The sequence below is a fragment of the Halodesulfovibrio oceani subsp. galateae genome (genome assembly GCF_055397225.1).
In genome coordinates, this window is record NZ_AP042453.1 from 2,195,409 (window position 1) to 2,208,240 (window position 12,832).

General features: G+C 45.1%; 9 protein-coding genes. 3 read left to right on the forward strand and 6 right to left on the reverse strand.

Annotation, left to right across the window (positions count from 1 at the left end; genetic code table 11):
* Positions 1-11 precede the first annotated feature (11 nt).
* The 5 genes from ACZ5V1_RS09885 to dut form a co-directional block, all read right to left on the reverse strand.
* Positions 12-713, reverse strand: coding sequence for an amino acid ABC transporter permease (locus ACZ5V1_RS09885; RefSeq protein WP_160715069.1), 702 nt, complete (start codon positions 711-713; stop codon positions 12-14).
* Positions 714-781: 68 nt separating this feature from the next.
* A complete protein-coding gene (locus ACZ5V1_RS09890; RefSeq protein ID WP_464386938.1) occupies positions 782-1,594 on the reverse strand; it encodes an ABC transporter substrate-binding protein in 813 nt (270 codons plus the stop codon).
* A gap of 58 nt (positions 1,595-1,652) precedes the next feature.
* Positions 1,653-2,381 carry an amino acid ABC transporter ATP-binding protein gene (locus tag ACZ5V1_RS09895; RefSeq protein ID WP_464386939.1) on the reverse strand — a complete coding sequence of 243 codons (729 nt, stop codon included), beginning with the start codon at positions 2,379-2,381 and terminating at the stop codon, positions 1,653-1,655.
* Between the two features lie 640 nt (positions 2,382-3,021).
* Complete coding sequence (locus ACZ5V1_RS09900; protein ID WP_464388701.1) at positions 3,022-4,221, reverse strand: acetylornithine/succinylornithine family transaminase; 1,200 nt, start codon at positions 4,219-4,221, stop codon at positions 3,022-3,024.
* A 46-nt stretch (positions 4,222-4,267) separates the two neighbouring features.
* The gene (gene dut, locus ACZ5V1_RS09905) at positions 4,268-4,768 is read right to left on the reverse strand and encodes a dUTP diphosphatase (RefSeq protein ID WP_464391617.1); all 501 of its coding nucleotides are present in this window, start codon (positions 4,766-4,768) and stop codon (positions 4,268-4,270) included.
* A gap of 297 nt (positions 4,769-5,065) precedes the next feature.
* On the opposite strand from dut, the gene glgP reads away from it, so the two are divergent.
* Both glgP and trmFO read left to right on the forward strand, forming a co-directional pair.
* On the forward strand, positions 5,066-7,645 hold the full coding sequence (gene glgP / locus ACZ5V1_RS09910; RefSeq protein ID WP_464388702.1) for an alpha-glucan family phosphorylase: 2,580 nt from the start codon (positions 5,066-5,068) through the stop codon (positions 7,643-7,645).
* Positions 7,646-7,794: 149 nt separating this feature from the next.
* On the forward strand, positions 7,795-9,144 hold the full coding sequence (trmFO, locus tag ACZ5V1_RS09915) for a methylenetetrahydrofolate--tRNA-(uracil(54)-C(5))-methyltransferase (FADH(2)-oxidizing) TrmFO (RefSeq protein ID WP_464388703.1): 1,350 nt from the start codon (positions 7,795-7,797) through the stop codon (positions 9,142-9,144).
* 47 nt (positions 9,145-9,191) lie between these two features.
* On the opposite strand, the gene ACZ5V1_RS09920 is transcribed toward trmFO, so the two are convergent.
* Positions 9,192-11,264, reverse strand: coding sequence for a hypothetical protein (locus ACZ5V1_RS09920; RefSeq protein WP_464388704.1), 2,073 nt, complete (start codon positions 11,262-11,264; stop codon positions 9,192-9,194).
* Between the two features lie 699 nt (positions 11,265-11,963).
* Between ACZ5V1_RS09920 and ACZ5V1_RS09925 the strand changes: the two genes are divergently transcribed.
* The gene (locus tag ACZ5V1_RS09925) at positions 11,964-12,788 is read left to right on the forward strand and encodes a nitroreductase family protein (protein WP_464388705.1); all 825 of its coding nucleotides are present in this window, start codon (positions 11,964-11,966) and stop codon (positions 12,786-12,788) included.
* The last annotated feature ends 44 nt before the right edge of the window (positions 12,789-12,832 follow it).

Sequence of the window (12,832 nt, forward strand, 5' to 3'; positions counted from 1 at the left end):
AATTCGTTCTCCTAGTAGCTAACAGCACGCAAGAAGCGTTTGTTGTAAAAGTTAATGGAGAAAGAAACTATCAGCGAAATGCATAAGTAAATAAGCGTACTAACAGTAAATGCTTCGAAACCACGGAAGGTATACGATTCAATCTGTCGAGCCATGTAAGTCAACTCTGCAACACCGATAGTCATACAAAGGGAAGAGTTTTTTACTAAGTTAAGTGCCTGCGAAATCATAGGCGGCACAATAATTCTGAATGCTTGAGGCAGGATAACATACCGCATAGCCTGCACAAATGTGAGACCACATGCGCGGGATGCTTCAAGCTGGTTTTTAGGAATAGAGTTTACACCGGCGCGAATTTCTTCAGCAATAAATGCCGCGGAATAAACAGATAATGCAATAACACCAGCACAGAACTCAAAGTCCTGCTGATAGAGCCAATCCAGAACAAAACGCGGAAGAAAACTATCTGCGCCGAAGTACCAAAAAAATATTTGTACAAGAAGAGGAGTATTACGGAAAAATTCAGTAAACGCAGCGCTAAACCAAATAAGCGGTTTAACCTTTGTCATACGCATTACAGCAATGGCAGTACCAAGCAGCAGGGCAATAATAAGCGACACCACAGAAATCTGCAGAGTAACGCCAACCCCACTAATAATCCAATCCAGATATTCTCCGGTAAGGACTTTATTCCAATCGAACGTATAATTCAAAACAGCCTCGAAACAGTAAAATAAAGAGCGCAATGAAGCCATTGCGCTCTTTATCGGTTAGTTAGAGCTTACGGCCACAATTCCATCTGCCAAGTAAGAGGCAGATAGTAGTTGGAGTCTTTGCCGAACCATTTGTTGTAGATCTTCTGGTATTCACCAGAACGCCACAGGTCGTTCAAAGTTTTGTTGATAAGATCACGGAAATCGGAATCGTTTTCTGCAATGCCGAGACCGTAAGGTTCTGCAGCAATGTAATCGCCAACGATTGCCCATTTAGTTGGGTCTGGAGCAGAGTTTTTAAGGCCGAGAAGAATAGTTGAGTCAGTTGTTACTGCAACTGCTTTACCCTGTTTGAGAGCAAGGAATGCCTGCGGGTATTCATCAAAAGAAATTACGCGCGCTTTAGGCTGAGCAGTTTTAATGTTCTTCTCAGAAGTAGAACCTTTTACAGTTGCAACTTTTTTACCTGCGAGATCAGCGGCAGACTTGATGCCGGAATCTTTAGCAACAAGCAGTTTCTGACCATCCATGAAATATGTGATGGAGAAGTCAATAACTTCATCACGAGCATGCTTATGTGTCATGGTAGCAGCGGCAACATCAATCTGACCGTTAACTACCATCGGAATACGTGTGGAGGAAGTAACAGTCTTAAGCTGCAGTTCTACGCCAAGATCTTTTGCGATTGCGCGACAAATATCTACATCAAAACCAACAAGTTGGCTTGATGCCTGATCAACGTAACCGAAAGGAACTACTGAATCTTTAACGCCACAAACTAAGGCACCGCGTGCTTTAATGTCGTCAATTTTACCCGCAAAAGCAGTAGTGCAGGCCAGTACGAGACATAAAGTCAATGCCATCAGCACAAAACGTTTCATATACTTACTCCTATTTAGCTGGTCCAGAGTTTGTAACAGATAACAAACTCGTATTATTCTAGAGGATTTCCTTCAAGAAAGCCTTTGTTCGCTCTTGCTGCGGGTTGCTGAAGAAATGCTCCGGCGTACCCTCTTCTACAATCTCACCGCCATCCATAAAGATTACGCGATCAGCAACTTCACGGGCAAAGCCCATTTCGTGAGTTACGCAAAGCATAGTCATGCCTTCACGCGCAAGATCTTTCATAGCGTTGAGAACTTCGTTAATCATCTCAGGGTCAAGTGCAGATGTAGGTTCGTCAAACAGCATTACCTTAGGTTTCATAGCAAGTGCACGGGCAATAGCCACGCGCTGCTGCTGTCCACCTGATAATTCGATAGGATATTTGCTAGCCTGATCATGAATACCAACACGCTCAAGTAATTTCATTGCAAGCTCTTCAGCCTGCCCTTTAGGCATGTTGCGCACTTTAATTGGTGCAAGTGTTACGTTTTCAAGAACACTCAGGTGCGGGTACAGGTTGAACTGCTGGAAAACCATGCCCACTTCTGTACGTAAGTCGTTTACATTAACGTCATCTGAATGAATGGAATGTCCTTCAAGCAGAATTTCGCCTTTCTGGATTTCTTCAAGGCGGTTGATACAACGAATAAAAGTTGATTTACCAGAGCCTGAAGGGCCACAAATAACAAGAACTTCGCCTTGTTCAACTTTTTCGCTCACGTTTTTGAGCACGTGAAAGTCGCCATACCATTTGTTGATATCTTTGATTTCAATCATCGCCATGAGGAATACATCCTATATCGGACACCGCAACGGCGCCTCGTTTCCATTTTTGTTATTTAGAAAAAGAAGAAGATAACGTTCAAAAGAGAAGAATTTTTAATCATGCGAACGTAATTTGGGACTTTTTGGAAAAAATTTCAAAAAGTAAAACCCCATACACCCCCTCGAACGCAACTCCGCTAACCTCCCAATCTTATTACATGAGTATTTTATTTTTTGTCAACTCAACTGCACTTATCGTAAAAAAACCTAAAATTTGATTTAATTGCCTACACAACCACTTCAGATCTTTCTTTTGTATTATAATACGTTATACAGAAAATTCGCCTAAAGTCTATTACGCGCTTTAATCCAGATTATTATCTTTTTTTATGACCTCGAATGAGCGGAAAAATGCGCTAAAACTACGCTGTTCACGAGTTTTGCAATTTTGTAATATTTGATTTGAAAGTCAAAACAGACATGCTATCTTAACGGTTTATCAGCGACAACATTGTTGACAATCCCGACGACAAGGCGACAATTCATACAAATTATGCCGTTACAAAAATTTTCTAAAAAAAATTTGTAAAAAAATAAAAAAAAATCCCTGTCTCTTACAAGACAGGGATTTGCAGTAATGGAAAAATCAGTAACACTGCTATTTTCGAGAGAGTAACTCTTCCAGTGCTCCTGCAAAGACATCAATGTCTTCTTTTGAAATTACCAGTGGTGGAACAAGACGTAAAACGCGTCCTTGAGTCAGGTTCAAAATGAATCCACGCTCAATAAGGGCATCCCAAACATCTTTCCCATCTTCCGCAAGCACGATACCGATCATAAGGCCATAACCACGGACTTCATCAATGGTTCCAGGATGACGGGCACCAATTTCTCGGAATGTATTCATGGCATATTCACCAAGCTCATGCGCGTGTTCGGCAAGCTTGTCATCCACCATGATATCAATAACTTTGGAGGCAACAGCAGAAAGAACTGCGCCTGCACCAAATGTTGTAGCATGACTTCCCGGTTCAAACCCCTGTGCGACTTCATCAGTACACAGCATGGCACCCATTGGGAGACCGTTTGCGAGAGCCTTTGCACAAGTCATCACGTCCGGTTTCAAATCAAACAGCTGGTGCGCCCAGAATTTACCGGTACGACACAGACCTGTTTGAATTTCATCTACCATGAACAGAATGCCCTTTTCGCGGCAAAGACGTTCAACGCCCTTAGCGAACTCGGCAGTCATTGGACGAATGCCGCCCTCACCTTGAATAACTTCCACAAGCACACCTGCTGTGGAATCGGTGATTGCTTCTTCGAGAGCTGCTAAATCACCCCACGCAACCTGCGTAAAGCCTTGCGGGATCGGGGCAAAGCCATCAGCAAATTTTGCTTGTCCTGTCGCTGCCACTGTTGCCAGTGTTCTACCATGGAATGCACCGGTAAAAGTAATAATTTCACCAGCTTCACGCCCTTTAACCCGCTGTGCATATCGTCGGCAAATTTTGATTGCTGCTTCGTTTGCTTCAGCACCGGAGTTACAGAAAAATGCTTTGTCAAAATGACAAGTCGCAAGAATCTTTTCTGCAAGCTCAAGCTGCTCTTCCTGATAAAACAGGTTACTAACATGCACGAGTTTTCGCGCCTGTTCAGCCATCACATCTGCAAGTTCCGGTCGGCAATGACCAACGTTGGTCACGGCTATTCCGGCTAACAGGTCAATATACTCTTTGCCTTCAAAGTCATACAAACGAGCGCCTTCGCCTCGCTGAATAGCGATTGGGTAGCGCCCATAGGTGCGGCATAAAAGCTTTTCTTCACGATGTTTCAATGCATCAAAACTAGTACTCATTCTATTATCCGCTTTTTTACCGCTCACTGCGGGTTATAGGGTTGCTTTACATTGTTCCGGTATGCCCGAAACCACCTTCGCCACGCTCAGTTTCTTCCAGTGAATTCACTACAGAAATCTGAGCACGGAAAAACGGCTGAAAAACCAGCTGTGCCACACGTTCGCCACGTGTAATCACTCGGTCTTCGCCGGAAGTATTTAATAACGAGATAAAAATTTCGCCACGGTAATCAGGATCAACAACCCCGACGCCCTGACTGACTGTTAATCCCTTTTTTGTACCAAGACCGCTGCGGGAATAAATAAATCCTGCCACAGTATTACACTGCGGATCTATGGCAATACCGGCAGGAATCGGAAAACGACCACCGGCTGGAATCATAATTGCCTCTTCTTCAAAACAGGCTCGCAAATCCAACCCAGCAGAACAAGGGGTTGCATAAGCAAGACCGCACACACCATCATTTTCTGCATTCGCAGTAACGTTGGCACCATATAATTCAGCAGCTGAGTCACGTAAAAAACGTACATTCAACTGTAATGTCATTGTATTTTGTAACGATTCTTGATCGCTCACGGATAACTCCAGAAAATTTTTCGGATATTTGGTCAAACAAACACAATCAATATTCCAGACGAGCCAGAGAGTAAAGAAACGAAAATACGTTTCCATTGTTCGCATTATAAGTACAGCGCATATTGCTATTTAGTAAAAAAAATTCGGCAAGTTAGATGCATCAGAACAACAAAAGTGCCTTGATTAATCATCAAAAACACTGCGCAAAAAAATGACTCTGTGGCATAACAGGGCTTGAATGCCCTAATCGTACGCAGGAGAAACAGCATGCAGCCGTTAAAGATATTCAATGTAATTCCAAAACTACCAGAAGGTCTGGAAGACTTATGGAAGCTTGCCTATAACTTTCGTTTCACGTGGTGTGGATACACCGATAACGTCTTCAAACAAATAGACCAACAGCTATGGTCAACGACAAGCCATAACCCATTGCTATTCCTGCACCTTGTTGATCCGATTCGCTTGAATACTGTTGCGAAAGATCCTTTTTTCCAGTCACAGCTTAAACTTACTATTGATACTCTCAACGAATATTTTGAAGAGCGTCCATCACCAATAATTGAAGATGCATCACCAGAAAATCCAGCTGTTGCGTACTTCAGTTTTGAATTCGGTGTAGCTAGTTGCATGCCAATCTATTCTGGCGGATTAGGAATCCTCGCTGGTGACCATCTAAAATCTGCGTCAGATTTAAACATTCCGCTTGTGGGCGTCGGCCTGCTCTACAAACACGGGTACTACCGTCAGTATCTCACACCGGATGGCTGGCAACAGGAATCCTATCCTGATCTCGATTTTGACCAAATTCCTATTCTTCCATTGGAAGATGAGAATGGTAAACACGTGCACATTTCTATCCCGCTTGGAAAGCAAAAGCTGCAAGCGCAGATCTGGAAAGCACAGGTTGGCCGCATTACCTTATTACTTATGGATACAGAAATTCCTGAGAACCCACCTGAGCTTCGCATCATCACTGCCAGTCTTTATGGCGGAGATAAAGAAATGCGCCTCTGGCAGGAAATTCTGCTTGGTATTGGCGGCATGAAAGTTCTCGAGGTCGCAGGATATCATCCTCAAGTTATCCATATGAATGAAGGGCATTCTGCGTTTGCAGGAGTTGAACGAATTCGATCGTTTATGCAGAAGGGGCTTTCGTTTGAATCTGCATCCGAGATTGTCGCTTCAAGTTCTGTGTTCACCACACATACTCCTGTTCCCGCTGGTAACGACAGATTCAGTCCGGAACTTATGGAAAAATATTTTTCTGATTACGCACGAGATTTAGGATTAGCATTCAAAGTATTTCTATCATTCGGACGTGAAAACCCGTTTGATGATCAGGAAGAATTCTGCATGACCGTGCTTGCACTCAAGCTTTCCCGTTTCAACAACGGGGTCTCCAAGTTGCATAAGCATGTTTCGCGCAAAATGTGGAAAGCCCTCTGGCCGCTCTACCCACTTGATGACATACCAATTTCGGCGCTCACAAATGGTATCCATGCTCCAACATGGACAGCAGATGACATGCGCGAAGTGTATGACAGATATTTAGGCACCAACTGGCGGGAAGATCCAGACAGCAAAACACTCTGGAGCCGTGCCGCGAATATTTCCGATGCAGAGTTATGGCGCACACATGAACGTCTTCGTGCACGTCTTGTAGACTTTGCACGCCGTCGTCTTCGTGCCCAGCTGCAAGCACACGGTGCACGCAAACAGGAGATTCAAAACGCAGATGAAATTCTCAACCCGCAAGCATTAACTATCGGGTTTGCCAGACGCTTTGCCACATACAAACGCGCCAACCTTATTATGCGTGAAAAAGACAAACTTCTACGGCTCTTCAAAGATGTTGATCGCCCAATTCAGTTTGTTTTTGCGGGAAAAGCGCATCCGGCAGACAGCGACGGGAAAAAGTACATCAAAGAGGTTGTATCTACTTGCCGTAGTCTCGACTACCGGTTCCACATGGTTTTTCTGGAAGATTATGACATTGAGATCGCTAAGCACATGCTTGCAGGTTGCGATGTATGGCTCAACACCCCGCGCAGACCTTTTGAAGCATGCGGCACCAGTGGTATGAAGGCTATCTTTAACGGTGTACTCACATTCAGCACGCTTGATGGCTGGTGGGATGAAGCATATTTACCGGACAACAGCATCGGCTGGGCGATCGGTAAAGGTGAAGAGTATTCTGATCCGGACTATCAGGATTATGTTGAGCTGCGCACGCTTTTCAATGTACTTGAATTTGAGATTATACCGGAATTTTATGATCGTGGGCGTGGCGGACTTCCTCGACAATGGATTCGCCGTATGAAAAAAGCTATTACCACGCTCGGGCCGGAGTTTAACTCGCACCGTATGGTCATGGATTACGTTCGCAAAGCCTATAAACCGGCATACGACAACTACAACAACTTATCCCGTTACGACTTCCAGCCGGCACGAGAGCTTGCAGACTGGCGTAATGATATAATGACCAAATGGGGTGGTATTGATCTGCGCAATGCTCACATAGAAATTTTGGAAGAAACCTTTGTGGGACAATCCATTCGCATAAGTGTTGATGTAAAACTTAACGGCATTCACTGTGACAACATCTCTGCTGAAGCTTACTTCGGACAAGTGCAGCAGGACGGAGATTTTGTTTCTCGAAATATTAAAAAACTGACTCCAAAAGGCGATACAGACGCTGACGGCTGGCAACATTTCGAAGGAAAAGTTACCCCTACAAAACCGGGTAGGTTCGGTTACACAATCCGCATCATTCCAACGAATCCACTCCTTATTGACCCGCGCGCTCTTGGACTTATCCGCTGGGCAGTGCCGCAGGAAACATCCTGATTTTGCAATGACGAAAGACAATCAGCAGGCGTGATCACAACATTATATATAAGGGCGAAGGTGCAAACACAGCACCTTCGCCCTTTCTAAAACAGTTGCTAAAGTGAAGCCAATGGTCTATTTGACGCAAATTCCCATAGGAGGCTTCTGTGTCAGAACTATCCAATATCGCTATTATCGGCGGCGGACTTGCAGGCTGTGAATGTGCCCGCAAACTTTCCCGAGCCGGAGTCGCTGTTACTATATTTGAAATGAAACCGGAGCAATATTCTCCGGCACATAGCTACGAAGGTCTTGCCGAACTTGTTTGTTCCAACTCCTTTCGTTCCGATCAGCCGGATGCTGCTGTAGGCATTCTTAAACAGGAAATGCGTGATCTCGACAGTCTTGTGCTCGAAGCAGCAGAAGCCACGAGTGTTCCAGCCGGTAAAGCACTGGCTGTAAACCGCGAACTGTTTAGTGACTACATCACAAAAGCTATCAACGAGGATGAAAACATCACCCTCGTACACAAAGAAATTACTTCTCTGAAAGCTGAAGAGCTTGCAGGGTTTGATGCAATAGTACTTGCAGCCGGTCCACTGGCAAGTGCTAGTCTCAGCGAGTCTCTTGCTGAATCCATTGATGCAACACATCTCTATTTCTATGACGCTATCGCTCCGATCATCGCAGCCGATTCCGTTAATATGGATATTGCATTCTGGGGTTCCCGTTACAATCCGGAAGATAACGACTACCTCAACTGCGCGATGAACGAAGAAGAGTATCATGCTCTTCGCGAAGCGCTGATTGCCGGTGACAAAGCACCTACAAAAGATTTCGAAAAAGAAATCCATTTTGAAGGTTGTATGCCGATTGAAGCACTTGCAGAACGCGGTGAAATGACCCTCGCTTTTGGTTCTTTCAAGCCTGTAGGCTTCACAGATCCACGCACTGGCGAACGTCCTTTCGCGTTGGTTCAGCTCCGTACAGAAAACTTGAACAAGTCCATGTTCAACCTTGTAGGTTGCCAGACAAAACTCAAGTACAAAGAGCAGGATCGAATCTTCCGCATGATTCCGGGTCTGGAAAATGCAGAATTCATCCGCTATGGCAGCGTTCACCGTAACACTTACGTGAATGCGCCAAAAACTCTGACCAACGAGCTTGCACTTAAAAATCATCCAACAATCTTCCTCGCCGGTCAGATCACTGGTGTAGAAGGATATGTTGAATCCGCAGCTTCCGGTCTGTGGCTTGGCACCATGCTCGCCGCAAAAGCAAAAGATCTTCCGCTTGCAGAGCCACCGGCAGAAACCTGCCTCGGAGGCTTGCTTGCCCATCTGCGTACCGAGCAGAAAAACTTCCAGCCTGCAAACATTCAGTTCGGTCTTACTCCGGCACTGAATCGTAAAGCACGCAAAAAGGAACGCAAAGCACTCTACGCACAGCGTGCACGCGAAGCCTTTACCGCATGGTTCGAAGAGCAAAAAGAAACGCTCGATGACTGCTGCTTATAGTAAATAAAAAAAGCGTGACCCTTTTCAGGGTCACGCTTTTTTTGCGTCTAATTAAGATCGTTCGGGACTTGCTCAACACTGCGTACTACATACGTTCGTGCAGTACGAGGTGGCACAGAAACCGAAAACTCTCCTTGCACCTGGCTTACTTTTTCACCAGTTTGCAAATCTTCAAGCTCTACATTTCCGTTTACTAATGTTTTCAGCAACGAAAACTCTTCCGCTGCAGCCAACTCTCCAAAGTTAATCACATTCACAGCGGCAGTTGCCTTCAAGCTATTCTTCGGCGACAGCTGGAATACTTGAATCAAAACGCCTCTATTCTTTGCCTTCGGAATCTGAACAACTGTCGAAGTCTGCATGCACAGCGCTTCCCGTAACTTAATGATTCGGCGCATATTTCCGGCAAATGTTTCTACCATGCGCACTTCTGTTTCGAGATCATCAAATACAGTCGGAGCCTTTGGGAGCCCAATCTCTGATAGAATATTATTGCCGCCACGAGATGTCAGGTCGTACGCTCCGGCTACATTTTGACGCAGTGCATCTTCTTCAGTGGAATATTCGAGCACCCCTGCCGGAAGCGGTAAGACTCCAAGTAATTCATCAGCAGAAAGCATAAAAATACCCGGCTGCATTGCCTGTGTATGTCCAAGCAACGTCAATCCGTCACTAACGGACTGTCGCTGCTCTTTTGTCATCTTCCGGTAATCACGAACACCTTGTATGTTTGCCACAAAGGCTGCCGGAGTCAGATACAGTTTGCTGCCATGAAAAAAGACATCTCCGCCAGTTACAGAAATTTTTTGCTGCACGACTTCTAAGTATCTTTTGCTAATTTTTGAATTACGTTTCTGCGCAGGATTGAACATAAACGGGAATGAAAAATCTATATACGGTTCAGGCTGAATGCGGTTGATAAACCGCTTCTGATCGATACCCATTTGAAGAACGGTAAACAGACTCTGCGTGAGCATAGACGCATCACCGGTGGCGTAAGCATATTCTGCTGCCGTTGAAAACGAATGGTTTACCGCAAAATCAACACCACTTTCTGTGGCAGCTTTAATATTAGGAAGCGGGAGGTTGTCCTGCAAGAATGTCCAGCCACCGTAACGGCGAACTTCCTGCGCAATATCTCTGGCAGCCTGCACCGCGGTATCACCTACGCCGACTCCAGAAAGATCTGCATTCGGGTACGCCGGTTCCAATCCATATAAAGGGGAAACGCTGACGCTTGTCATGGCTGCATGGAGCATTCCAATCTGCTGAATCAACGAGCCGGACACAAGACGACGCGCATTTTTGGAAGGATCGTTCCAGTTTAAGACTGGACGTGCTTCAGAGCCATGCCCCAGATACACAAAGCGGCGTCCGTTTCCGTCCAAACCTTGAACAACATCCGTTGCATACCAGTTAAGCGGGGTCAGCGGAATTTCCATTGACTCACGAACGAGAGGCGGAGGTAGAATGCGTTCTTGGCGCAGTGCTCGTAACGACACATCGTCGACAAGTACAGCGCGGGTGCGGGTGGTTATTTCCGGAAGATTCTTCCATAGTTCACGCGGCACCTCTATCATGCAATATAAACCCTTGTAAGATTCCAAACCACGGGCACTCAAAAAGTAGTCTGCGCCACGGCCTGTTGCAAATGGAACAACGGCATCGCCTACTATCATGCCTCGTTTATTCGCCTTGCGTAAAAAGTTATCAAAGCTCTTTTCATCGCCGAAGCCTTTGGAAAATAAATAGCTGACCGTGTCGTCACCAAGCTGGCGCTGTACAGTCGGACTACCCCAAATGACTCCGCTCTCACGCATGGATTCGATATGAATACCCCGTATACCTATCTCTCGTATTGTACGCAGGTATCTATCGCTTTGCAGAACGGAGGCAACAGAGCTGGTACTTGCAGGAATAGTTCTGGCTGCATCAAATGTCAGCCACACAGGAGCGATGTTAAGCATCATCTCAACGCGCGGTTTTTCATACGGCCCTAACCAAAATAAATTTGTACCGGAAACAACCGTCGAAAATTTCTCTGCAGTCGTCAGCATCGCCTGTTTTTCAAGCCACTGGACATAGCCAGGATTTGCCCTGCCCATTATTTCTGATTCCATGGAAAAACCCGAGGAACCTTTTGAACGAACTACATTAGGGGCGCTGCAACCAGACAAAGCGCTTACAAGAACAAGTAGCAATACAATATATTTTCTTATTTTCACAAAACTCTCCGCAAGAGGTCGTAAGTACGACCACATGCTTTAAACTCATGGAATATTTTTCTTATTCAATTTACCCAATTTTTGACAATGGCTACGGCGAAAATATTTTATACATAACATCATGTAATAATACAATATTCACACACTAACCAATATGCAAAACTTAGCATTATCTACTGCGGGTTCTCCAAAAAGTGACCCACAATATCAGCAGTCGCATACATTGCTTGGAAAAGCTCGAACACGCAAGTGCTTTAGAACTTCATTCACACATGCGCCTAAAAAAAGAGGTTCATCATCTTGAAATTACAATTAATCGCAACAAAGAATAAAGCAATAATGCCAAGATTCAAGAGTTCTGTTTTCATTTTTTACTTTACAGAACAATGAAAGTGTTCAATCAACCAATCTGCTTCGCGAACACTGCTCATTCTTCCGCCATTCACTGCGCTCACCGCAGCACTCTTTTTACGCAACGGCATTACCAGCTCACTGGCTCTCCATATTCCTTGTATACCTATGCATTGGGATACATTTTTTTCTGTGTGCCGGATAAACGCGAAGTTATATATTTAAAGTAATCGAGGAAAATCTGTGTCTTTTTATTCTGTAGATCAAGCTAAATGTAAAAAATGTCTCATCTGTGTTGAGGTTTGCCCGAACAAACTCCTTATTAAGGATAAAGAAACCGGCATTCCTAAAATGCGCATAGGTGCAGAAACTGCATGTATTCATTGCGGCCATTGCGTCGCAGCCTGTCCGGCAGACTGTGTAACGTTAGATCAAATGCCGAACGAAAATTTCATCTCCGTTGACTCATCCCTCGCAGTTTCTACAGAACAGGCAGACCAGTTCCTTCGTTCCCGCCGCTCTATCCGTTCATTCAAGTCCAAAGCTGTTGCGCACAACACATTGCAGGACATTGTATCCCTTACAAACTACGCGCCATCTGCAAGCCACAAACAACCTGTGCAATGGATCATGGTGGAATCGCCTGAGGTTGTACGCGAATTTGCAGAGATGACTATTGAATGGATGATGGGCCTTCGAAAGAATGACCGTGAGTTGGCTAAAAAATACAGCGTAGCGGGATTAATTGCCGGATGGAGAAAGGGACAAGATTTAATTCTTCGCGGTGCTCCGCATCTCGCCATTTCATACATGGATAAAGAAAAGACATGGCACGACACTGATAGTGCTATCGCCTTGTCCTATCTTGAGCTCGCAGCGCATTCCCGCGGTGTAGGTGCCTGCTTTGCCGGATTTTTTACTTATTGTGCCAATGATTATATGCCGCTAAGAGAACGGTTAGGGCTACAAGAAAACCACATATGCTGTGGCGGACACATGCTCGGCTACCCTAAATTCACCTATCCACGGATTCCGATGCGCAAATCACTTTCCGTAAACTGGTTGTAGCCGGACTACTGTCATTTTGTGCCTGTTTAGGTCGTAGAATGCAC

Bases quoted from the DNA above. Each gene is read 5' to 3' on its own strand.
- ACZ5V1_RS09900 (WP_464388701.1), bottom strand. From the start codon at position 4,221: ATGAGTACTAGTTTTGATGCATTGAAACATCGTGAAGAAAAGCTTTTA.
- ACZ5V1_RS09920 (WP_464388704.1), bottom strand. From the start codon at position 11,264: ATGGAATCAGAAATAATGGGCAGGGCAAATCCTGGCTATGTCCAGTGG.
- ACZ5V1_RS09895 (WP_464386939.1), bottom strand. From the start codon at position 2,381: ATGGCGATGATTGAAATCAAAGATATCAACAAATGGTATGGCGACTTT.
- glgP (WP_464388702.1), top strand. From the start codon at position 5,066: ATGCAGCCGTTAAAGATATTCAATGTAATTCCAAAACTACCAGAAGGT.
- dut (WP_464391617.1), bottom strand. From the start codon at position 4,768: ATGACATTACAGTTGAATGTACGTTTTTTACGTGACTCAGCTGCTGAA.
- ACZ5V1_RS09890 (WP_464386938.1), bottom strand. From the start codon at position 1,594: ATGAAACGTTTTGTGCTGATGGCATTGACTTTATGTCTCGTACTGGCC.